Here is a 23,568-nt window from a genome sequence, read left to right as displayed (position 1 = left end):
GGCCAGGTGTGTTACCAGCTTTGAGTGGTCTTGAATTTCTCCAGAGCAGCTTTCAGGCCGGCTTCAACATCATCGTCGAATTTGCCTTCGGCGCCGATCTTGTCTAGCAGGTCTTTCTGTTCAGCGCGCATCCAGTCGATAAGTTGTTCCTCGAACTTGACCACTGCGTTGACCTCGACATCGTCCAGGAAGCCTTCGTTAGCTGCGAACAGTACGGTACCCATTTCTGCAACAGTCATGGGGCTGTACTGGTTCTGCTTCATCAACTCGGTTACCCGCTGACCGTGCTCCAGCTGCTTCCGTGTGGCTTCGTCCAGGTCCGATGCGAACTGTGCGAACGCCGCCAGTTCACGGTACTGGGCGAGCGCCAGACGGATATTACCGCCGAGCTTCTTCATGATCTTGGTCTGGGCGGAACCGCCTACCCGGGATACCGAGATACCGGCGTTCATTGCCGGACGGATACCGGAGTTGAACAGGTTGGTTTCCAGAAAGATCTGACCATCGGTAATGGAAATTACGTTGGTCGGAACGAACGCGGATACGTCACCAGCCTGAGTCTCGATGATCGGCAGCGCAGTCAGGGAACCGGTCTTACCCTTCACTTCACCGTTGGTGAGCTTCTCAACCTCGTCGGCATTGATCCGGGAAGCACGCTCCAGCAGGCGGGAGTGGAGATAGAAAACATCACCCGGGAAAGCTTCACGGCCCGGCGGACGACGCAGCAGCAGGGAGATCTGACGATAAGCAACAGCCTGCTTGGACAGGTCGTCGTAAACGATCAAGGCATCTTCACCACGGTCACGGAAGTACTCACCCATGGAAGTACCGGAATAGGGAGCGAGGAACTGCATCGCGGCCGGGTCGGCGGCACCGGCGGCAACCACGATGGTGTGATCCATGGCACCGTGCTCTTCCAGCTTGCGCACAACCGCAGCTGTGGAGGACTGCTTCTGGCCGATGGCAACGTAGATACACTTGATGCCGGTGTTTTTCTGGTTGATGATCGCGTCAATCGCAACAGCGGTCTTACCGATCTGGCGGTCACCGATAATCAGCTCGCGCTGACCACGACCGATCGGAACCATGGTGTCGATTGCTTTGAGACCGGTCTGTACGGGCTCGTCAACGGATTGACGGGCGATAACACCCGGTGCAACCTTTTCAACCGGGGAAGTCAGGGAGTTACCCAGTTCGCCCTTACCATCGATGGGGTTACCCAAGCCGTCTACGACGCGACCCATTAGCTCCGGACCGACCGGAACCTCCAGGATACGACCGGTACAACGGACTTTCTGGCCTTCGGCCAGGTCTTCGTATTCACCCAGTACAACGGCACCTACGGAGTCACGCTCCAGGTTCAGTGCCATACCGAAAGTACCGTTAGCGAATTCGATCATCTCGCCGTACATAACGTCGGCCAGACCGTGAATCCGCACGATGCCGTCGGAAACGGAAAGGATCGTACCCTCGTTCTTTGCGTCCGAAGAGATATCAAGCTTTTCGATTCTCTTCTTGATGATGTCACTGATCTCGGATGGATTCAGTTGCTGCATGCCTTTGTCCTCAAACCTTGTGCTGAAATCAGGAGCCCACGGCGTTGGCCATTTTCGCCAACTTGCCACGAACCGAAGCGTCGATAACCAGGTCGCCCGTACGTATAACCACCCCGCCGATCAGCGACTGATCAACCGAGGATTCAAGTTCGACCTTGCGCTCCAGTTTCCTGGACAGGGCATCGATCAACTTCTGCTGCTGCTCGGCTGTCATTTCGAACGCTGTACTCACTTGCATCTTCACCGTGCGTTCGAGATCAGCGCGGTAGAGGCTGAACAGCTCGGATATAGCTGGCAACAGGGCAAGCCGCCTGTTTTCGGCAAGAATCGACAGAAAATTGCTGAGCGCTTCCGGGAGCTGTTCTTCAAAACAGTCAACGAAGAGCTGTGCCTTGCGTTGCTCAGACAGGCCCGGCTTGGCCAGAATGATTTTCACCTCTTGGTTAGCCGCAACCTGAGCGGCAAATGCCAGCGCCTGATCCCACAGATCGACAGCGTTCTGGTCCTGCGCAGCGTCAAAAACGGCTTTCGCGTAGGGTCGGGCTAACGTAGTCAGTTCTGCCATGATGACCCTCTTTTAGAGTTCTGCGGCCAGCTTGTCCAGCATCTCGCTGTGAGCTTTGGCGTCGACAGAGGTTTCCAGGATCTTCTCGGCACCGGCAATGGCAATGGCTGCCACTTCTGCCCTAAGTGCGTCACGAGCCTGAACACGCTCCTGTTGAATTTCCGCCCGGGCCTGTTCGATGAGCTTCTCGCCTTCTTTGCGAGCGTCATCCTTGGAGGCCTCAACGATCTGGGCGGCACGCTTGTTAGCCTGGTCAATCAGAGCTGCGGATTCTTCTTTCGCTTTCTGCAGTTCCTTGGAGGCTTTTTCCTGCGCAAGTTCCAGATCGAGGGAAGCCCGATCTGCGGCAGAGAGGCCGTCGGCAATTTTCTTCTGGCGCGCACTCATGGCCTCGGTAATCGGTGGCCATACATATTTGACGCAGAACCAGACGAAAATAGCGAAGGCAATCGTTTGCCCTATTAACGTAAGGTTTATATTCACGGCAGTGTACCTCTTGCTATTCGTTGCGTCCCGGTGTCCGTAGAGCGCGGCGCCGCTTCAATTCAACGGAGCAGCGCCCGACAACCCTTTCGGCTGATTAACCAGCTACAACGAAGATCAGGTACATAGCGATACCAACACCAATCATGGGAACAGCGTCCAGAAGACCAGCCATGATGAAGGCCTTGGTTTGCAGCTGGTTGCCAAGCTCAGGCTGGCGAGCGGTAGACTCAAGCAGCTTGCCACCGAGCAAACCGAAACCAATGCCAGCGCCCAGGGCGCCCAGTCCGATGATCAGTGCCGCTGCAATAAATACCATTTCCATTGAAGACTCCTCAGTTTTCTCAGATAGTTAAGGGTTTATTTTCGGGTATCAGTGATCTTCGTGCGCAGCGCTGAGGTAAACCACAGCCAGCGTCGTAAAGATAAAGGCCTGCAGCGTTACTACCAGTATGTGGAAGATCGCCCAGGGAACGTTCAGCGTCCATTGGATCCACAATGGTAACAGCGCAATCAGGATGAACACGACCTCACCGGCGTACATGTTGCCGAACAGACGCAGTGCCAGGCTGATCGGCTTGATAATCAGCGCCAGCAGCTCGAGCACCAGGTTGAATGGCACCAGCGACCAGTGATTGAAAGGTGTGAATGAAAGCTCTTTGGCGAATCCACCAGGGCCTTTTACTTTGAAACTGTAGAACAGGATCAGCAGGAAGACGCCAATCGCGATCCCGAAGGTACCGTTGGGATCGGTCGTGGGAACAATCTTGAAGTATTCCAGACCCAGTGCGTGGGCGATGGAAGGAATGTAGTCCACTGGAATCAGCTTCAGACTGTTCATCAGGAAGATCCAGACAAACATGGTCAGAGCCAACGGCGCAATGATTGGATTCTTGCCGTGGAAAACGTCGCGTACGATGTTCTGTATGAATTCGACCGTCATTTCCACGAAGTTCTGCAATCCGGAAGGTGTATCCGTTGTGGCCTTTTTTGCCACCAACCGGAACAGGCCGAGAAACAGCAGACCCATGGCGATAGACCAGCCCATGGTATCAACATGGATAGCCATGAAGCCCATATCCATCGCTTCCTGCCCGGTGCGGGCCATCGTCCAGGTCGCTTCCTCAACAACAGTACCGTCGGCACGTTCGTAGCCTTCAGGCAACTTGCCATAGGTAAGGTTTTGTAGGTGGTGCTTTATATACTCTACTGGGGTATCAGCTGCCATACTGCTCTCGTCCAGTCATCGCTGTGGTTTTGGCCGGATGAACCAACGCATAAGCGGGCTCAACGCAACCATCACAGCAAAAGTGAATAACAGAGCCGGCACATGTACAGGCTCCATTAAGATGAAAACGGCCGCAAAAAAGACGGCTGTCAGGGCCAACTTGACGGTTTCAGCCCTGAACATGTTGCCCACCACGAGGTGCGCGTTCTGCGCGCCCTCAAACCGGTACATCCGGTGAGCAAAATACGCGTTTGGTATTACGTAAATAAGACCGCCGATAAAAGCGGAATAACCTGCCAAACGACTCTCTGTGATCCAGACAAGACTCAACACAATAATGAGCCCGCCTTCGATTGCCAACCACTGTAAAAAAGGCAACCGGTTAATTCGCTTTCTGGTCGGGGGCATAGAACCCTGTCCGGAGTTAATGCAAGCGCGCGAAATTATATGTGTTAACCGATAGGTGTTCAACAGAACTGGCAGGAAAATTTGATGGAAAAATAGCCAGTTTTCACGGCAATTCCCACCAATATCACACAAGTTGTGCTTTTAAACTATTTCGATCACGACATGTGGTGTTTTAAGGGCGAGTCAGTACTTTCGCACTATCGACCAATGGCTCTACTTGATGTGGCCCAGGATACCATCCAGCTCATCCAGTGAGGTGTATTGGATCACCAGCTTGCCTTTTCCACGCTGACCATGATCGATAGACACCCGCGCACCCAGACGTTCAGCAAGATCATCCTGAAGGGCACGGATATTGGGGTCCAACTCACCAGGGGATTTCTTGCGTCCCGGGATTTCCTGTTGCACCCGGCGAACCAGAGCTTCAGTCTGGCGAACCGACAGGGACTTGGCCACTACCTGTTTCGCTACCTGCATCTGCTGTTCCGGCTGCAGGGTCAGCATGGCACGACCATGGCCCATTTCCAGATCACCATGTTCCAGCATTAGCCGCACGTCTTCAGACAGGCTGATCAGACGCAGCAGGTTAGTGATGGTTGTTCGCGATTTACCGACTGCTTCCGCCACCTGCGCCTGAGTCAGGCCGAATTCGTCCTGCAGCCGCTGCAACGCAAACGCTTCTTCAATGGGGTTAAGATTCTCGCGCTGGATGTTCTCGATCAGCGCCATGGCAATGGCGGCGTCATCCGGCACATCACGAATGATGGCAGGGATACGATCGAGCTCGGCCATTTGTGTCGCCCGCCAGCGGCGTTCGCCAGCAATCAGCTCGAATCGGCCCTCTGCGATCGGGCGCACCACAACCGGTTGCATCACGCCTTGTTGGCGGATGGAGTCAGCCAGTTCCTGCAAGGCCGCCGGGTCCATATCCCGGCGGGGCTGGAACCGGCCACGCTGGATCAGGTCGATCGGAACTTCACGCAACTCGCCGTCGTGATCCTTCAGTTCCTGGTCCAGGTTGACCCTGGAGCCCTGCAGCAGAGCGCCCAAACCGCGCTCGCCCAATCCTCGTTTCTTCGCCGCCATGGTGTTTGTCATTCTTCCCGCTGAAAAATCTGTGTGCAAAGGAGAGGTAGTTTACACGGCAACGGCCGCGGATGTCTTTTGTGAACCGTGCCGGCGAACCATTTCGCCAGCCAGCGCCAGGTAAGCGATTGCTCCCTTGGAGGTACGATCGTATTTCAATGCCGGTACGCCATAACTGGGCGCCTCCGCCAGCCGCACGTTGCGGGGAATCACTGCCTTGTAGACCTTATCGCCGAAAAATTCGTTGAGCTGACCGGATACATCAAGGGTCAGGCTGTTTCGCGGGTCATACATGGTGCGCAGGATACCTTCTACCTGCAGATCCGGATTAACGGTTTCCTGGATCTGCTCAACCGTATTCATCAGTGCCGCCAGACCCTCCAGTGCATAGTATTCGCACTGCATCGGGATGAGCACGGTGTCAGCCGCAGATAACGCATTGACGGTCAGCAGACTGAGGGACGGCGGGCAATCGATCAGGATGTAATCGTAATTTTCCCGCACTTTGTTAAGGGCGAGGCGCAGGCGATGTTCGCGGCCGATTTCGTTCATCAGCTCCACTTCGGCAGCGGTCAGGTCACCATTGGCGGGGAGGATGTCAAATCCGGAGGCCTCTGCCCGGAAGATCACTTCGGCGGCCGTGGCGCGCTTGGTAAGCATGTCGTAACCGGAGCGCTCCAGAGCATTCTTGTCGACACCGCTACCCATGGTGGCATTGCCCTGAGGATCCATATCCACCAGCAACACCCGGCGCTTGGTTGCAGCCAGGGAAGCCGCCAGGTTCACGCAGGTGGTGGTTTTACCCACACCGCCTTTTTGATTGGTCACTGCAATCACACGCGCCATGACTAGCCTCCTGTGGTGAAACGCTGATCGCCGGAATCCCGCCCGATCGCCAGCAAATGCCGTTCGCAGTCCGAGCCGGGCACCGACAGCGAATGCCGGGCCGTTACCTGCCACCCTACCGGCAGGGCAGCCACCTCATCATCCGGAAACTGGCCTTTCATGGCAAGGAACTCGCCTTCATCCGCGAGTAAATGTCCGCACCAGGCGATCAGGTTGTCCAAAGCCGTGAATGCCCGGCTGCTGATCTGACGGTATTGGATCGCAGGGTCACAGTTTTCCACACGACCGTGAATAATATCGACATTCTCAAGCCTCAGTTCCAGAACACATTGGGTCAGGAACCGGGTTTTCTTGCTGTTACTGTCCAGCAGCGTAAACCGTTTATGAGGCAAGGCAATGGCCAGAGGAATGCCGGGCAGTCCACCACCGGCACCCACATCCAGCAAATGATCGGTAGTCACGAACGGCAGAATGCTGAGGCTGTCCAGCAACTGGCGCGACACCATTTGCCGGGGTTCACGAACGGCCGTGAGGTTGTAAGCCCGGTTCCATTTGTTCAACAAAGCCAGAAACGCCAGCAGCTGCTGCTGGCTGGCGTCATCAAGTTCGAGGCTGAGGTCGGCCAGCCCCTCGGCGAGCTGGCGTTGCCACATTGCGTCGCTCATGGGCGCACTCAGGCGGATTGTTTGCGCAGCAGGTCGCGCTTCTTGAGATGCACAAGCACCTGGGAAATCGCCGCCGGAGTCACCCCCTGGATGCGCGAAGCCTGGGCCACGGTTTCCGGCCGGACTTCTTTCAGTTTCTGCCGGATTTCGTTGGACAGACCGCCGATAGCATCAAAATCGATATCGTCCGGCAACCGGGTATTCTCGTTCCGGCGCAGGCGTTCGATTTCGTCTGTCTGACGGGAGATATAGCCTTCGTACTTGATTTCGATTTCCACCTGGTCCGCGACAACGGGATCGTCCGCCACACCATCGGCCATCTGCGCGATATGGCTGTAGTTGATCTCCGGGCGCCGCAGCAGTTCCGCCAGGGTCTGGTCCCGGTTCATGGGCTGACGCAGAAAGCTGTTAGCTGACTTGCCACCCGCTGTACCCGGGTGAATCCTCGTGGTTTCCAGGCGTTTACGCTCGGCGGCGATGGCTTCACGCTTGGTGTTGAATGCCTGCCAGCGGGTTTCATCCACCAGCCCCAGTTTGTGGCCTGTTTCGGTCAGCCTCAGGTCAGCATTATCTTCCCGCAGGATTAACCGGTATTCAGCGCGGCTGGTAAACATACGGTAGGGCTCGGAGGTGCCCATGGTGATCAGATCGTCCACCAGCACGCCGAGGTAGGCTTCGTCGCGGCGCGGATACCATTCATCCCGGTCCTGAGCACGAAGCGCGGCATTGATACCCGCCAGCAGGCCCTGGGCTCCGGCTTCTTCATAACCCGTGGTGCCGTTAATCTGGCCGGCAAAATACAGCCCCCGAATAAACTTGGTTTCCAGGGTATGGCGTAAATCCTGCGGGTTAAGGAAATCATACTCGATGGCGTAACCAGGCCGGGTAATATGGGCATTCTCGAACCCGGGAATGGTACGCACGGCGGCCAGCTGGATATCGAACGGCAGGCTGGTGGAGATGCCGTTAGGGTACAACTCGTTGGTGGTTAGCCCTTCCGGCTCCACGAAAATCTGGTGCGAGTCCTTGTCCGCAAAGCGGTTGACCTTGTCCTCGATGGACGGGCAATAGCGCGGCCCGATGCCTTCAATATTACCGGCAAACATGGGCGAGCGGTCGAAGCCGCTGCGAATGATGTCGTGAGTCTGCTCGGTGGTACGGGTCACGTGGCAGCAGACCTGCTCCGGATGCTGATCGCGAGAGCCCAGGAACGACATCACCGGTGCCGGGTCATCGCCCCATTGCTCCTGCATCACCGAAAAATCCACACTGCGGGCATCGATACGGGGCGGGGTACCGGTTTTCAGGCGCCCGACATTGAACGGTAGTTCCCGCAGACGTTGGGCCAGGGCGTTCGCCGGTGCATCACCGGCACGGCCGCCGGAGTGTTGCTGCATGCCAATGTGAATCACACCGCCCAGGAAGGTGCCGGTGGTCAGCACCACAGTCGGCGCACGGAAACGGATACCGGACTGGGTCACCACGCCGGTGATGCGCTCGCGCTCAACAATGAGGTCGTCGGCAGCCTGCTGGAACAGGGTCAGGTTGGGCTGGTTCTCGAGGATTTCGCGGATCGCCGCCTTGTACAGTACCCGGTCGGCCTGCGCACGGGTAGCGCGAACCGCCGGGCCCTTGCGGGAGTTAAGCACACGAAACTGGATGCCAGCCTTGTCAGTGGCCATCGCCATGGCACCACCAAGAGCATCAATTTCTTTCACCAGATGACTTTTACCAATGCCACCAATGGCCGGGTTGCAAGACATCTGGCCCAGGGTTTCGATGTTGTGGGTCAGCAAAAGGGTCTGTGAGCCCATGCGCGCGGCCGCCAGCGCAGCTTCAGTGCCGGCATGGCCACCACCAATGACAATCACGTCGAAACGGGTCGGATAATCCACTACATCACCTCGGCAAACGGGGTATCAAAAAATTCCGGGTATAAAAAAACAGCCTGAAAATCAGGGCGGGGAGTATAACGCCTAACCCGGTAAATTGCAGTCAGAATGTGCAAATTTTAACCAGACTGGCGACCCACATGAACCCCCAGTACACCTTTCAGTCACTTTCAGGTGTTCCACGGCAGGTTTCATGGATAAGGAAAAACCGAAATTCGAAAAATTTCAGCGGTTTGTAGAGTTCTTTTCAAAAAACTTTTCAAGAAAGTTATCCACATTCCTGGAATGCCAACAAGGGCATTAAAACCTAATTAAAACACTGTTTTTAATAGTTATTTATAGATTTAATCAAAGCTTATCCGAAGGTTATCCAACTATTTATCCACAACTTTGCAAGCTCATCCCAGAATCTGCAGGCCTCTTTCCCCCGCTGTTCTGTTTATGGGCGAATTCAAACCTCCGGACGCATTTTTGCCCTTTTAAGGTGCATATTGATAGCGGCCTCAAAAGATGATTTTTTATTGACGTCTTTATCGGCTCTTTAACGCCTGTTTTATGACAAATTGGCATGAAATTCGCGAGGGTTTACTGCTATCACTAAAAATTCAGCAAAAGTCCAGACCAGCTCGGCTTCACTGTTGAAGGATCCTGATCATGGCCAGTGTAATTTCGTTCTCACGTTACCGAACGCGCAACGCTCATCCCTATCGGAAAAAGAATATTTTTGCAGAGTTTGATTTCAACTCCCTGTATCAGCCAATTTTCAGCCCGACCCACCAGAAACTCGTCGGTTTCGAAGCGCTGGTGCGAGTAAATCGTGATCACCAGCCAGTGTCACCAGTGGAATTGTTCGAGAACGCCCGTAGCAGCAAACAGACAGTGGAACTGGACAACTTCCTGTTACACCGTCACCTGAGGCGTTTTGCAGAGCATTCGATACCGTCGTGGCTATTTCTCAATATTAATCCGGAGACCTGCACTCATCCTGCCTCTTCCCTGGACCGTCTCATAGAGCAGTGCAATGCTTGTGGCGTATCCGCCGACAAGGTGGTGCTGGAGTTGGTGGAGACTGCCAGCGAAAACCCAGGCGCCTTGTTAAAGTTTATAGACATCGCAAAAGCCAGGGGTTTCCGTATCGCAATCGACGATTTTGGTACTGGAGACTCGAATTTCGAGCGGCTATGGCAGATGGACCCGATGATTGTAAAGCTTGATCGCAGTCTGCTGGTCAATGCCGAACAGCACCACCGCGCCCGCCAGTTGCTGGAAAGCCTGGTGCGGATGATCCGCGAAAGTGGCAGCCTGGTACTCCTGGAGGGCATTGAAAACCAGGCGCAGGCCCGGATTGCGCTGGCAACAGAGGCCGATTTACTGCAAGGATTTCTGCTGGGGATGCCTGATGTCATCAATCAGGACAAAGTGGCACAGGGCGAGGCCGCCTTGAAACTGGTTATGAACCAGTCTGTACAATTTTCGATTAACGAAAGTTCAGACCATGAGGGTTTTTTACGTTTACTGAGGTTTGAAATTCTGGAAGCCTGTCACCGTCTGGCCAGAGGTGAACGGTTCACCGCTGCCTGCGAAACAACACTTGAGATCGAGGGTGTCAAACGCTGCTTCCTGCTCAACAGAGATGGTGTTCAGCAGGGGAATCTTGTGTGTTCCACGCACGATACCGCACCACATAACTTTAATCCGCTCTATCAATCCGCAGGCGCATGCTGGGCCCATCGGGAATATTTCCGTAATGCGCTGACCCGGCCGCAACTTCTCAATGCCTCTCGGCCCTATGTGGCATTGCCGGACGCCGTTCGTACGGTGACATTGTCCACATCACTCACCATCGGTAACGACCGGAAAGTGTTCTGTGTCGACCTTCACCCTGACGAACTATTTGACGGCCAGCTCTGTTTTCCGCAAACGCTGTAGGTGGCCTCGGTCAGAACCGATCCATCTCTTTCGATTGCGGAGCTGCGGCCACTCCACGGCCGCCTGCAGAGTGACTGGCCTGTTTCTCAAGCTCAAGGGCGACCGCATTGGTGGATTTCGCAAAGCGCGCCAGCAGATTGTAAAGCACAGGAATGATAAACAGGGTCAGGGTGGTGGCGAAGATCAATCCGCCAAGGATAACGATGCCGATGGAGGCCCTGTTTTCAGCACCGGCACCGGTTGCCAGTACCAGTGGCACTGCACCGAAAACGGTCGAGATAGTGGTCATCAGAACCGGCCGGAAGCGCAGTATCGCGCCTTCCAGGATGGCATCACGCACTTCGTAACCTTTGTCCCGCAGCTGGTTGGCAAATTCCACAATCAGTATTCCATTCTTGGCCATCAGCCCCAACAGCATGATGATGCCTATCTGGCTGTAGATATTCAGGGTAATGCCCGAAAACAGAAGGGCAAACAATGCACCCGTTACCGCCAGCGGCACGGAGAGCATGATAATCATCGGGTGAATCCAGCTTTCGAATTGCGCCGCCAACACCAGGAAAACAATCACGAACGCCAGACCGAAGGTCACGTAAATGGCCGCGGACGAATCCTGAAACTCCCGGCTCAGGCCCTTGTAACTGACCCTGGCCTCCGGCGGCAGGTTGTCCACAGCAAGGTTATTCAGATAGTTCAGGGCTGAACCAAGATCATAGCCGTCTGCCAGGGAGCCGCTGATGACCACGGCCGGTAATCGATCGATTCGCCGCAAGTCCGGGTTGGCCCCCACCTCCTCAATCGTTACCAGAGCTTCCAGGGGAATCAGATCACCACCCTGTCGTGGACGCAGAAACACACGCCCGAGATCGTTGGGGGTGGCCCGGTCGATATCCGCCGCCTGCACGATAACATCGTACTCCCGGCCACGGTCCAGATAGGTGGTTACCTGTCGCGAGGCCAGCATGGTTTGCAGGGTCAGACCCACGTCTTCCACGGTAATGTCTAGATCCGCGGCGCGTTCCCGGTCGATGGTGACGTTCAGTTCCGGGCGGGTCAGCTCGAAGTCGGTTTCCAGGCTGAGCAGGTTGGGGTTCTCCTGTGCCCGCTCGACAATTTCCTCGCTCCACGCCTGGACTGATTCATAATCAGGGCCACCGATAACAAACTCCACCGGCTGATTGAATCCACGCTGGCCCAGGCCCGGTGGATTGACCGCGACGGATCGCACACCGGGAATGCTCGCCAGTTTTCCCCGAAGCTCGCTGGTAATTTGCTGCTGCTTGATCTCCCGCTGATCCCAGGGCGCCAGGCCCATGATCATGAAGGCATTGTCTGCTTCGTTGCGGAACCCGACGATGGAGAGTAAACGGGTGGCACTGCCGTCTTCCAGGTAAGGCAGCAACTGCTCTTCGGCCTTGCGGACATGGTGGTCGGTGTATTCCACCGTGGAACCTCGGGGGGCGCTGGTGGGCATTATAATGACACCACGGTCCTCGGTGGGTGCCAGTTCCTGAGGCAATTGCGGGAAGACCACTACCGCCATGATCAGGCCCACCACACCGAGGCCCAGCAACAGGCCGGGCTGGCGCAGGGAAAACCGCAACATGCGAGCATAGCCGTTGGTAAGCCCATTGAGCGCACGCTCGCTGGCAGCCCAGAGACGATGGCCCTCTTCCGTTTCCGGGCTGTGCCTCAGCCACTTTGAACACAACATCGGCGCCAGTGTCAGTGCAACAAGACTGGATACCACAACCGCAGCCGCCAGGGTAAAACCAAACTCCGCGAAAAGTCGGCCAACATTGCCCCCCATGAACGAGATGGGCACGAACACCGCAATCAGCGTCAGAGTAGTGGCGATAACAGCAAACGCCACCTGCCGCGCACCACGATAGGCCGCCAGCAGGGGCGGTTCACCGTCGTCAATACGTCGCTGGATGTTCTCCAGCATTACGATGGCATCATCCACCACCAGGCCGATGGCAAGAATCACCGCCAACAGGGTCAACACGTTAATGGAAAAGCCAAGCGCACCAAGGCCTATAAACGCACCAATCACGGCTACTGGTATGGTCACCGCCGGAATCAGCGTCGCCCGCCACGAACGCAGGAACATGAAGATAACAAGAATAACCAGTGACACCGCAATAGCCAGGGTGACAATCACTTCCTTGATCGAGGCGCGGATAAAGATGGACTCGTCGTAGCTTTCAGCGATGCTGATTTCCGGGGGAAGAGTGTCGCGAATCTTGTCCAGTTCTGCCCGCACCAGGTCGGACACTGCCACCGTATTGGATTTCGACTGGCGAATGACGCCCATACCGATCGCGGTCTGGCCGTTGGCCCGCAGGCGACTGGTGTCGGACTCCACCCCCATCTGCACATTGGCAACCTCCCCCAGGCGCAGCAGGTCATTTCCATCGCGGCGAATGACCAGATTGCGGAATTCCTCCACTTCCGACAAGCGTCCCTGGGCCCGCACGGTAAAGTCCCGCGTCGAGGATTCCACCGAACCGGCCGGCAACTCCACGTTGTTCGATCGCAGCGCCTGCTCCACCTCGGCAACGGTAATGTCACGTGCAGCCAGCCGCTCCCGGTCCAGCCACACCCTGATAGCGTAGCGACGCTCACCGCCAATACGTACATCGGCCACACCATCAAGCACTGAAAGCCGGTCTGCCAGTACCCGGTCTGCAAAATCACTGAGTTCAGCGCTATCCCAGACGTCACTGCGCAGGGTAATCCACATCATCGGGCGGGCATCGGAATCAGCCTTACGAACCACAGACGGGTCCGCTTCTTCGGGCAAATCATTAGCCACCCGGGCAACGGCATCCCGGACATCGTTGGCGGCGATATCAACATTGCGTGACGTGTTGAATTCGATAGAGGTGCGGGATTCTCCCTGCTCCGTACTCGACTCGATGGAGCGGATACCTTCTATGCCGCTGATGGCCCCCTCGATCACCTGGGTAATCTGGGTGTCGACCACTTCCGCTGCCGCGCCGGTATAATCGGTGGAAATAGAGACCACCGGCGGGTCGATATCCGGGTACTCGCGCACTGGCAGGCCGCGCAGCGCCGCCAGACCAAAAACCAGAATCAGCAGGCTTATTACGGTGGCAAAAACCGGCCGTTTGATGGAGATGTCCGAGAGGATCATGGATCAGGACTCCCGGGAACTGACAAAGCGGTTTTCAGGAATCGCTTTGTCGTCATCCACCACATCAATGCGGTCGCCACTGCTGAGCCGATCCTGACCGGTAACAATCACCCGGTCTTCCTGCGATAGTCCTTCAGAGACTTCTACCCAGCCCGGGGATCTGGAGCCCAGAGCAATGGAGATCCGACGGGCGATACCGTCCTCGGCAACGAAGACGTATTTGTCAGCACCCCGAATCATGACCGCTTGCTCAGGAATGACCAGTGCTTCGCGCTCCCGCAGTGTCAGGTTGGCAGACATGAACTGCCCGGGACGCAATTTGCCGTCAGGGTTGTCGATGACCGCTCGCACAGGAAGTGTCCGGCTGAGTTCGTTGATCCGCGTTCCCAGCTCCACCAATTCACCCTGGAAACCTTCATCAGGATAGGCGGGCGAAAAACCACGAACCATCTGCCCTATCTGTATCTGGCCAAGAAAGCGCTCCGGTATGGAAAAGCCCAGCTCCATGCGATCCGTTGAATCGAGGGACGTTACCGAGGTTCCGGAGCTGAGGTAGGTGCCGAGGCTGATATCGCTGAGACCAATCACACCTTCGAAAGGTGCTTCAATACGGTGGTTGTCGAGCCGGGTCCGGGCAGACTCTCGCTGGGCCTCGGCCACATTCATGGCCGTACGAAGCTCATCCACCTGGGACTGGGAAATGCTGTTGTTGGTCTGCAGGCGCTGTGCCCGTTCATATTGACGGCGGGCATCCGCCAGAGTGGCTTCTGCAACCTGAAGATCAGCCCTGGCCTGGCGATCATCGAGGCGCAACAACAACTGGCCCCGACTGACCCGCTTGCCGCTATCGAGGTTCATTTCCACCACACGGCCGCTGACTTCCGTGGTCAATTCAACCTGCTCAAGGGCCCGCAGGTTCCCCACGGCGTTGACAGAATCCCGCACCGTCTCCATACCCGGGCTGACCGCATTGACCTTACTGGCCGGTCTTTCCGACTGTGCACTCTCGGTTTCCTTCCCGGCGAGGTACTGCCAGGAGAAAGCACCTCCGACTGCAAGCGCTACAAGTACCAGGGCGATCAGCCATTGCTTAACCATATTTGTCTCGTTCAGTGTGTTGTTACTTCTTGCTGATCACCAGCACAATTTCGCCCACTTCGATTCCCCATTTACTCATGGTGGTCTGGTTAATCAGAGTGTCGGGTGTGATCAGATACATCCAGTCATCCATGCGGACATCTATAGTGCCATCATCGTATGGCACCCGCAGGACATAATTCATATTTATGGCGTTACCCTGCCATCGCATGGTGCCTGGCTCCACGACGTCTCCGGCGTCGGCATGCAAGGCACCATTGTCCGGTGTCAGCGTCCACACCCGGGTCTGCACCTCGCCGTCATCAAACCGGAAGACTTCGTCCAGCGTTCCAACACCATTACCGTCCCAACTCGCGGAGATATCCGCATCAAAGGTACGAATTACTTCGCCAGAGAAATTCTTGACCACACCCCGGGCGGAAAGTTCGCCAGTGAAGAATTCCTGGGGCGTCAGTACCGGCTCACGATCCTGATAGTCTTCCAATGCTGGCCCGGCGCAGCCAACAAGAAAGGATATGGATAACAATAACCACAGATAACGGGGCAGACCAGTGATGGCCTTCAATCCGGCGGAACTTTGCATGACTTTTACACTCTCGGGACATTTCGGAATCAATAGACAGCACCTGAAATACGCCGGAATCACTGTTATCGATCATTGCCGAAACCATCCATGGCCGGTTTAGTCATTTCAGCCAATTGTCCTTTCTGACACCAGCAGTAGAGATTATCGTCAATGGCAGATTCCGGGCAATGCCGTAAAACATTACCTAAAGAAAGGCTGCCGGCCTTAACCAACACTGTAAAAAGAACCACAGAGGTATTGTCATGCCGGTTTACAAGGCGCCTCTGCGCGACATGAAATTCCTGCTCAACGAGGTTTTTGATTACCCCGGGCACTATACCCGGCTCAACAGTGGCGAAAATGCCACCCCCGATATCGTCGACGCCATACTCAACGAGTGCGGCCGGTTCTGTGAGGAGGTGCTGAGTCCGCTTTACCAGAGCGGTGACGAGGAAGGCTGTAAACTGGAGAACGGAGAGGTAACAACCCCAAAAGGTTATCCCGAGGCCTACCGGCAATACGCCCAGGGCGGGTGGCAGGGGCTCTCCGCTCCGGAGGAATACGGGGGTCAGGGTCTGCCTGCCTCCATGGGTCTTTTGAAACAGGAAATGATGGGCACAGCTAACTGGCCTTTCTCCATGTATCCCGGCCTCTCCATAGGCGCCATGAATACCATCTTTCTGCATGGCAGCGAGGACCAGAAACAAATCTATCTGTTACCGCTGACCGAGGGCCGCTGGGGTGGCACCATGTGCCTGACCGAACCCCAGTGTGGTACTGATCTGGGGCAGGTAAAGACCAAAGCGGAACCTCAGACCGATGGCAGCTATAAGCTGTCTGGCACCAAGATTTTCATTTCTTCCGGTGATCACGACCTGACCGAAAATATTGTTCATATCGTGCTGGGCCGTTTGCCCGACGCCCCCAAGGGTACGCGGGGTATCAGCCTGTTTATCGTGCCCAAATTCCTGCCGGACGAACATGGCGGCGTTGGCCAGCGCAACGGCGTTACCTGCGGCAGCCTGGAAAAGAAAATGGGTATCAAGGCCTCTGCTACCTGTGTATTGAATTTCGACGATGCCACAGGCTTTCTGATCGGCCCGGAAAATGAAGGGCTGAACTGCATGTTTACCTTTATGAATACCGCCCGTATTGGTACTGCGATTCAGGGTGTCGGGCCTGCGGAACTGTCTTACCAGTGGGCACTGGACTACGCTAAAGAGCGGCGATCCATGCGGGCATTGTCTGGTAAAAAGGAACCGGAACAGGTAGCGGACGCCCTGATTCACCACGCCGATGTACGACGTATGCTGCTGACCCAGAAAGCCATTGCCGAAGGTGGCCGCGCGATGCTGTATTACGCCGCTCGCCTGGCGGATCATATGGTCGAAGGCCATACTACCGGCGATGACAAGAAAGCCGACCGCTACGATGACAGGCTGGGCTTTCTCACGCCGATACTGAAAGGGTTTCTGACCGAATTGGGTAACGAGGCTGCCAACCTGGGCGTACAGGTATTCGGCGGCCATGGTTACATCCGCGAACACGGCATGGAGCAGATCGTCAGGGATACCCGCATTGCTACACTTTACGAGGGCACAACCGGTATCCAGGCACTGGACCTGCTGGGCCGCAAGGTATTGATCATGACCCGGGGCGGAGCTGTAAGAGAGTTCACTCTGAGGATTGCCAACTTTGCCCGCAAACAACTGGCCAACAAAACTGTACGGCCATTCGCGGTAGAGCTGCTTAAACTCACGGCCCAATGGAACCTGCTCACCGTTCGTCTGATGCTGGCAGCCCGTACGGATCGCGATATGGTCAGCTCCGCCGCCAATGATTTCCTGATGTACAGTGGCTACGTCACCATGGCTTACATGTGGGCACGGATGGCCGCCGTTGCCTCCGACAAACTGGACCACGGCGGAGCCGATTCCGCCGACTTCTACCGCGCCAAGCTGGCCACCGCAGAATTCTACTACGAGCGATTGTTGCCGCGAGCCCTAGCCCATGCCACCAGCATGCTCAGCCCGAGCAAGAACCTGATGCAGCTGGATGCAAAGGATATGAACTTTATTGGCTGACTTTGTTTCAATACCCGCAACAACAAAAAGGGGAGCCAAGACTGGCTCCCCTTTTTGTAATGACCGGATAACTTACTTGAGCGAAGTCATAGGGTCCGGTTTTGGTGTGGAGTCAGTGCTTGGTGGCAATTCCGGATAACGAATTTCCGGAACCTGACCGGTAAGCGTTTTCAGGAAAGCCACAATTGAGTCCACATCGGCCTCATTCAGTTCGGCACCCAGCTGAGAAGTACCCATTACAGCCACCGCTTCTTCAAGGCTCCAGACGGCGCCGGAATGGAAATATGGTGCTGTCAGTTCAATATTTCTCAATGGTGCGGCACGGAATACGTATTCATCTGACGCTGTGTTAGTGACAGCAAAGCGGCCCTTGTCACCGGTGGGCAGAATTTCACCGCCAGGCCTGGCGACCAGACCAAACGGATAGTATTCCTGACCACCAAAGTTCACCCCGCCATGACATGAAGCGCAACCCTTGTCCATAAACAGGGCCAGGCCTTCTTTTTCTTTATCATTCAGGGCCGAATTATTACCCCTGAGGAAGTCGTCAAAGGGGGCATGCGGAGTAATAAGGGTTGCTTCAAAGGCTTCGATGGCTACAGCCATATTGTCAAAGCTTACCGGTTCATCCTCGCCGGGGAATGCATCCTCAAACGCTGCCACATACTCGGGCATACTGCTGAGCGTATCGACAACCCGCTCGGGTGTGCTGCTCATTTCCACGCCAGCCTGAACCGGACCCTTTGCCTGCTCGGCCAGGTCTGCCGCACGGCCATCCCAGAACTGGGCAGCGTTAAAAACTGCATTAAAGACCGTTGGCGAGTTCCTTGGCCCTTTTTGCCAGCCATGGCCAATGGAGGTAGGCAGGTAGTCATGGCCGCCCATTCCAACGTTATGACAGGTGTTACAGCTGATGAGGTGACTCGAGGACAAGCGCGGTTCAAAGAACAGCATTTTTCCCAACTCGATTTTTGACTGCGTCATTTCATTGCCGTCAATTTCCGGCGGATACTGAGGAACTGTACCGAACATGTCATTTGCCCGTTCCCTCAGCTCGCTTGCTACTGTGATACCTGATACAAGCCCGAGGCTTGTAGCCAGTACCAAGCCGGTTATTACTCTCACCATTGTGTTTCTCCCTGCATTACGCCGATATACCCGGGGTTTGTGTTAACTAAACGTAACATAGGGTTCAGGGGAAAAAAGCTCGAAATCAGGAAACCGGATTCTAATTTGATGTCCATCAAATTTGGTCTCAGACAGGCTGCAATCAGCCGTTATAACAGCGCTTCTGGCATGCCGAAGTAGTCACCTTGAGAAAAGTCGATGCCCAGTTCGCGAACCCGCTCCTGAACAGCATCATTGTGAACGAATTCTGCGACCGTCCGAATGTTCAGGCTGCGGGCAAACTGGACAATGCCACTGGTCACAAGAAACGCGGTGTAGTCTTCATGCAGATTGCAGATCAGGCTGCCGTCGATTTTTATGTAATCAACATTCAGGCTCAACAGGTGAGCAAAATTGGAGTAGCCGGTACCAAAATCATCAATGGCAATGTGACAGCCGAAAGGCTTTACCTGCTCGATAAAATGGTGGATTTCATCGTAGTTGGTAATACCGTCCGACTCCAGAATCTCGAATATCACCCGGTTACCAATGCCGTAATGGTCCAGTGCCTCCAGTATTTTGCTCACTGTTTCCGGATCAGCAATATCGCCATATGAGAGGTTGATGGAAAACTCCTCGTTCCGGTCAGAAAAACGGGCGAAACACTTTTCAATCATCAACACTGTGATTCTGCGGTTCAGTCGCAACCGGTCGGCAATTTTCACAAACTGGCCGGCACCGACCAAACGACCATCCAGCTCGACCATCCGCACCAGACACTCATACTTGGTCACACGCTGTTGTTCATTGTCGTAAATTGGCTGGAACCAGGGCACCAGACGGTCGTCGTCAATAGCCGCTTTCAAACGGTTAGCCCAGTAAAGATTGGCCTCGTAATTCTCTTCAACTCCGACAGCGGGATCGTAAAGCAGGTGATGACGGTTCTGTTCTCGGGCCTGCAGCACGGCTACCTTGGCCTGGCTGACCAGTTGGTCGGCGGAATCTCCACTCTTCCGGTCTCGTCGCACGGCCATTCCGATAGTGACGTCCAGCGTCAACGGCTGCTGCTGCCAGTATATCCGCTCTCCGTTAACCAGCTGGCGTAGTTGAGCGGCCAACTCGTGGATGGGTTGCGCCTCCAGACACGGGGCGAGGATCGCAAATTCGTCGCCCGGTAGCCGGTAAACCCTGAGCTGATCCCGATCCTTCTCATTATTGAAATCAGTCAGACGCGTTGCAATTGATAACAATACCTGGTCGCCACAGTCATTACCGAACAGGCTGTTAATCTCGTTAAAACGGTCCAGATTGATTATCAACAGCGAAATATCATCACGGGTCTGCAGATCCCGTAACAGGCGGACCCGATTGGGCAATCCGGTGAGCTCATCGGTATAGGAGGCCTGCAGCTCCCGGATTAGCTGGATAATCCGGTACAACAGGTACAGGCTCAGAAGCAGCATGGCTGAAACCGTACCCACCAGAATGCGCTGGTTGGTCTGCTCCATGGGCCTCAGGACTGCGTTGATTTCATCCACTGGTACTCCGGCGCCGTACACCATGCCGCCGGCGGTAGCTGCGTAATAAAGTTCGTAGTCATCTTCTCCCACCGTTAGCTTGCGGGTAGCAAGGGCCTTGGGTCCGAAACGTGCTCCGGTATCACCAGCCAGTTCGAGTGCCAGAATGGCATCAATCAGTGCCTGTTCTTCGCGGGTATCCTCACCCTTGCTGAGGCTTGAGAGATTGCGGTTATTGCGGTCGTTGAGGAACGTAAAGCTGTGCTCTGTGACGGTGATTCGGCTGACAACATCAATGATCTGATCTGCTGTCCAGGCGGTCGTTGCCATACCCAGCAGATTATTCTGCCGGTCATACATCGGGCTTGCGAGAGTCAGTACCGCCCGTTCCGTGTTGAGATCGTAGTATATCGGTGACCAGTAGACCTCACCCGCGTTATCCGGAGACGGTGTCCACTTCGGCCCGAGGGTGCGACTGAACCAGAGGGCATTGCGAAAATTCCTGAGACGGCCTTCAACATCGAGCCGCTCCAGCCCCGGCTCACCCGAATTCAGAATGAAGTAGGGCATATAACCGGTATCCGGCTCTGACATAACACCGGGTTCGAACCATAAGCCGCCTCCGGCAGCTCCCTCGAAATCCCGCAGATGATCTTTCAGAGAGTTTTCGAGCCGGTTCCGTAGCGCAGACTCGTTGATCTCCGGATTACCGCCCTGTGCTATCGAATGAAAGCTTTCTCCAACATTTGCCAGAGTCTTGGTATAGCTCGCCAATGCCGACTGACGCGCATTGATACGCATCAAGCCCGCACTGACGACTTCATGAATCTGCTGACGCCGGAGCTCGGAAAGGGCATCCCGGGAATAATTGAGATTCAGGCGGGACAGCAGCAACATACCGGCCACAAACACCAGTATCAGTAGGCCCAGCAACCACATGACGGACTGCCGGGAGGAGGGGTTCTTCCAGTATGTCGGGCGGCGGGGATATTGTCCCGGCATGAATGGATATCCTTCGGCGGAGAATCAGATACCGTCGGCGGGTGTTTGTTCCCGGTAACGCTTTAGAGCCATGCGGGCTTCCTCATGCCCCAGGCTGGCGGCCTTGTCATACCAGTATACGGCCTGCTCCGGATTTTGCCCGACTCCGCGGCCAGACGCATACATCTGGCCCAGAAGGTAGGATGCCTTGCCCGACACGGGGGCCGCTTTCTGCGCCCATTTGAAGGCACTGGCGTAGTCTTCAAAGGCGTGGGCAATCAATGCCATATTAGCCTGGGATCGCGGATCACCATTCTCGGCAAATTCACGACAGGCCTCCCTGGCCGCACTGTAATTGCGGATGCTGGTTAACAGGTAACAGTCACTGGCGTCCTGTTCGTGCTCTTTTTCTGGCTCTTCGGCGGATTTACTACTGTCCGAGCCAACGACCGTCGATGGAGCTTCCTTCTGCTGTTCCCTTTCCACCCGCTCGGAAAAGGCTTTCACCTCGGCTGGGCAAGAGTAGGAATATCCGGCTCGATAACGGATAAGTTTCTCTTCTGTTGCTGGCTCTTCGGCATAATTCTCAGCAATAACCTGACAGCGGCGATCTCGTTCATCCGCTATTTGCCGGAGTAATGTTTCACGGTCAGTGTCGTCACCATGCGCTTTCAGGTAATCGGTGAGCGGGTCAATGTAGGGCTGATCAAAAAGAGCCTGACGCTGTCTCTCGTAGGGTTCTTCGTCAGGCCCGGTGATGATCGCCTTCACCGCATTCCCTGTCCGGGACACAACTTCCGACGATGCTTTCGACAAACGCTCACCGTCGATGCCTGCGCACCCCGACAGCAACATGATGGTCAAAACAGAAAAGTACCAACGATACATCGAAACCTTGTGGCCGTTTTCGGCACCGGATCGTCCAGTTTCAAATGGAACAGCACTACATCAAAGGTTTCCCTGTGCTTATTTACCAATACAAAAGCTGCTGAAGATCTTACCAAGCAACTCATCTGGTGTCATTGCACCGGTAATTTCTCCAAGGGCGTCCTGGGCTGTCCGCAGATCCTCTGCGAGCAACTCGCCCGCGCCAAAGCCCTGTAGCTGTTCTTCACCCTGCCGCAGCAATGCCTGCGCCCGTTCCAGGGCATCCAGATGACGCCGTCGGGCAATAAAGCCACCCTCCGTAGTACTGGCAAATCCCATACACTGTTTCAGGTGACTCCGCAGAACCTCCAGTCCCTCGGAGGATCTGGCAGCAATACGAATGACCGGTGCCGATTCCCCACCCGTTTGTTCGATACCCACGGGTTCTCCAGTCAGGTCCACCTTGTTACGGATCACGGTGAGGGGAGCACCTTGCGGTAGCTGATCAATAAAATCCGGCCATAATCGGTGGGGCTCGGTATCCGGCGTGGTGGTGGCATCTACCATCAGTAGAATACGGTCGGCCTGACGGATTTCCTCCCATGCCCTGGCAATGCCGATCTGTTCCACTTCATCAGGACTGTCACGCAGGCCAGCGGTGTCGATAATGTGAAGAGGCATGCCATCGATATGAATGTGTTCCCGAAGAACATCACGGGTTGTGCCCTCTACGGCCGTTACAATAGCGGCTTCTCGCCCTGCCAGCGCATTCAGCAGGCTGGATTTTCCGGCATTGGGGCGTCCGGCAATAACCACTTTCATACCATCCCTGAGTATCGTTCCTTGCTGGGCTTCCGCCAGGATAATGCCAAGATCCCGAATGATGTCCTGAAGATCGTTGGCGACCTTGCCATCGGCGAGGAAATCTATTTCTTCCTCAGGAAAGTCAATCGCCGCTTCAACGTAAATACGCAGGTGGGTAACGGCCTCTACCAGAGCATCTATCCGGCGGGAAAACACGCCCTGTAACGACCGGACTGCGCAGCGCGCAGCCTGTTCAGAACTGCTCTCGATCAGATCAGCAATAGCTTCGGCCTGGGTCAGGTCGAGCTTGTCATTAAGAAAAGCCCGTTCGGAGAACTCTCCTGGTCGTGCCAGGCGAGCCCCCAGTTCACAGACGGTTCGCAATAACAGGTCCAGGATAACGGTACCGCCGTGCCCCTGAAGCTCAAATACATCTTCGCCGGTAAACGAGTGGGGATTGGGGAAAAACAGACCGATGCCTTCGTCGATCAATTCGCCGTTGGTGTCCCGAAACGGGCCATAGTGGGCATACCGTGGCCTGGGTTCAAAGCCCAGCATTCGGCGGGCAATTGTGCCTGCGTCCGGGCCGGACACGCGCACGATACCGACGCCGGACTGGCCCGGTGCTGTGGCAATGGCGGCAATGGTATCGGTGGTAAACATCTTGACAGTTTCCTGAAACAGCAGAGGCTCCCGGAAGGAGCCTCTGTGATTACTGGTTCCGGTT

19 protein-coding genes are annotated in these 23,568 nt (G+C 55.4%); 2 read left to right on the top strand and 17 right to left on the bottom strand.

Features of this window, described 5'->3' with window-relative positions:
* Positions 1 to 11: 11 nt before the first annotated feature.
* The 10 genes from atpA to mnmG all read right to left on the bottom strand — a co-directional run bounded on the left by atpA (position 12) and on the right by mnmG (position 8,732).
* Positions 12 to 1,556, bottom strand: a complete 1,545-nt coding sequence (gene atpA / locus M8010_RS02080; protein ID WP_250087481.1) for a F0F1 ATP synthase subunit alpha — start codon at positions 1,554 to 1,556, stop codon at positions 12 to 14.
* Positions 1,557 to 1,584: 28 nt separating this feature from the next.
* Positions 1,585 to 2,121, bottom strand: a complete 537-nt coding sequence (locus M8010_RS02075; protein ID WP_250087478.1) for a F0F1 ATP synthase subunit delta — start codon at positions 2,119 to 2,121, stop codon at positions 1,585 to 1,587.
* Positions 2,122 to 2,133: 12 nt separating this feature from the next.
* On the bottom strand, positions 2,134 to 2,604 hold the full coding sequence (locus M8010_RS02070; RefSeq protein WP_250087464.1) for a F0F1 ATP synthase subunit B: 471 nt from the start codon (positions 2,602 to 2,604) through the stop codon (positions 2,134 to 2,136).
* A 97-nt stretch (positions 2,605 to 2,701) separates the two neighbouring features.
* Positions 2,702 to 2,929, bottom strand: a complete 228-nt coding sequence (gene atpE / locus M8010_RS02065; protein ID WP_027830230.1) for a F0F1 ATP synthase subunit C — start codon at positions 2,927 to 2,929, stop codon at positions 2,702 to 2,704.
* A 48-nt stretch (positions 2,930 to 2,977) separates the two neighbouring features.
* Entirely contained in the window at positions 2,978 to 3,832 is an 855-nt protein-coding gene (gene atpB / locus M8010_RS02060; protein ID WP_250087461.1) for a F0F1 ATP synthase subunit A, read from the bottom strand.
* 15 nt (positions 3,833 to 3,847) lie between these two features.
* Positions 3,848 to 4,240, bottom strand: coding sequence for an ATP synthase subunit I (locus M8010_RS02055; protein WP_250087458.1), 393 nt, complete (start codon positions 4,238 to 4,240; stop codon positions 3,848 to 3,850).
* 213 nt (positions 4,241 to 4,453) lie between these two features.
* Positions 4,454 to 5,326 (bottom strand): ParB/RepB/Spo0J family partition protein, encoded by an 873-nt coding sequence (locus tag M8010_RS02050; protein WP_250090095.1) that lies wholly within the window; start codon positions 5,324 to 5,326, stop codon positions 4,454 to 4,456.
* Between the two features lie 51 nt (positions 5,327 to 5,377).
* Positions 5,378 to 6,172, bottom strand: a complete 795-nt coding sequence (locus M8010_RS02045) for a ParA family protein (protein ID WP_250087455.1) — start codon at positions 6,170 to 6,172, stop codon at positions 5,378 to 5,380.
* A gap of 2 nt (positions 6,173 to 6,174) precedes the next feature.
* Entirely contained in the window at positions 6,175 to 6,837 is a 663-nt protein-coding gene (gene rsmG / locus M8010_RS02040) for a 16S rRNA (guanine(527)-N(7))-methyltransferase RsmG (RefSeq protein WP_250087453.1), read from the bottom strand.
* A gap of 8 nt (positions 6,838 to 6,845) precedes the next feature.
* The gene (mnmG, locus tag M8010_RS02035; protein WP_250087451.1) at positions 6,846 to 8,732 is read right to left on the bottom strand and encodes a tRNA uridine-5-carboxymethylaminomethyl(34) synthesis enzyme MnmG; all 1,887 of its coding nucleotides are present in this window, start codon (positions 8,730 to 8,732) and stop codon (positions 6,846 to 6,848) included.
* A gap of 651 nt (positions 8,733 to 9,383) precedes the next feature.
* On the opposite strand from mnmG, the gene M8010_RS02030 reads away from it, so the two are divergent.
* A complete protein-coding gene (locus M8010_RS02030; protein WP_250087449.1) occupies positions 9,384 to 10,658 on the top strand; it encodes an EAL domain-containing protein in 1,275 nt (424 codons plus the stop codon).
* Between the two features lie 10 nt (positions 10,659 to 10,668).
* Here M8010_RS02030 and M8010_RS02025 read toward each other — a convergent pair whose 3' ends face one another.
* Genes M8010_RS02025 through M8010_RS02015 form a run of 3 tightly spaced genes read right to left on the bottom strand, consistent with a single transcriptional unit; the run spans position 10,669 to position 15,499 of the window.
* On the bottom strand, positions 10,669 to 13,818 hold the full coding sequence (locus M8010_RS02025; RefSeq protein WP_250087440.1) for an efflux RND transporter permease subunit: 3,150 nt from the start codon (positions 13,816 to 13,818) through the stop codon (positions 10,669 to 10,671).
* Between the two features lie 3 nt (positions 13,819 to 13,821).
* On the bottom strand, positions 13,822 to 14,916 hold the full coding sequence (locus M8010_RS02020; RefSeq protein ID WP_250087438.1) for an efflux RND transporter periplasmic adaptor subunit: 1,095 nt from the start codon (positions 14,914 to 14,916) through the stop codon (positions 13,822 to 13,824).
* A 22-nt stretch (positions 14,917 to 14,938) separates the two neighbouring features.
* Positions 14,939 to 15,499 (bottom strand): DUF3833 domain-containing protein, encoded by a 561-nt coding sequence (locus M8010_RS02015; RefSeq protein ID WP_250087436.1) that lies wholly within the window; start codon positions 15,497 to 15,499, stop codon positions 14,939 to 14,941.
* A gap of 245 nt (positions 15,500 to 15,744) precedes the next feature.
* Here M8010_RS02015 and M8010_RS02010 point away from each other — a divergent pair, with 245 nt between their 5' ends.
* Positions 15,745 to 17,565: an acyl-CoA dehydrogenase C-terminal domain-containing protein gene (locus tag M8010_RS02010; RefSeq protein WP_250087434.1), complete on the top strand. Its 1,821-nt coding sequence runs from the start codon at positions 15,745 to 15,747 to the stop codon at positions 17,563 to 17,565.
* 72 nt (positions 17,566 to 17,637) lie between these two features.
* Here the strand turns inward: M8010_RS02010 and M8010_RS02005 are convergent, their stop codons facing one another.
* The 4 genes from M8010_RS02005 to mnmE form a co-directional block, all read right to left on the bottom strand.
* Entirely contained in the window at positions 17,638 to 18,693 is a 1,056-nt protein-coding gene (locus M8010_RS02005) for a cytochrome-c peroxidase (RefSeq protein WP_284047932.1), read from the bottom strand.
* Positions 18,694 to 18,842: 149 nt separating this feature from the next.
* Positions 18,843 to 21,191, bottom strand: a complete 2,349-nt coding sequence (locus M8010_RS02000) for a bifunctional diguanylate cyclase/phosphodiesterase (RefSeq protein ID WP_250087426.1) — start codon at positions 21,189 to 21,191, stop codon at positions 18,843 to 18,845.
* Between the two features lie 24 nt (positions 21,192 to 21,215).
* Positions 21,216 to 22,025, bottom strand: coding sequence for a tetratricopeptide repeat protein (locus M8010_RS01995; RefSeq protein ID WP_250090092.1), 810 nt, complete (start codon positions 22,023 to 22,025; stop codon positions 21,216 to 21,218).
* Between the two features lie 111 nt (positions 22,026 to 22,136).
* Positions 22,137 to 23,504 carry a tRNA uridine-5-carboxymethylaminomethyl(34) synthesis GTPase MnmE gene (gene mnmE / locus M8010_RS01990; RefSeq protein WP_250087424.1) on the bottom strand — a complete coding sequence of 456 codons (1,368 nt, stop codon included), beginning with the start codon at positions 23,502 to 23,504 and terminating at the stop codon, positions 22,137 to 22,139.
* Positions 23,505 to 23,568: the final 64 nt, after the last annotated feature.

The organism is Marinobacter sp. ATCH36 (genome assembly GCF_023555055.1).
Lineage (GTDB): Bacteria > Pseudomonadota > Gammaproteobacteria > Pseudomonadales > Oleiphilaceae > Marinobacter.
This window is presented reverse-complemented; position numbering and strand designations above follow the sequence as displayed.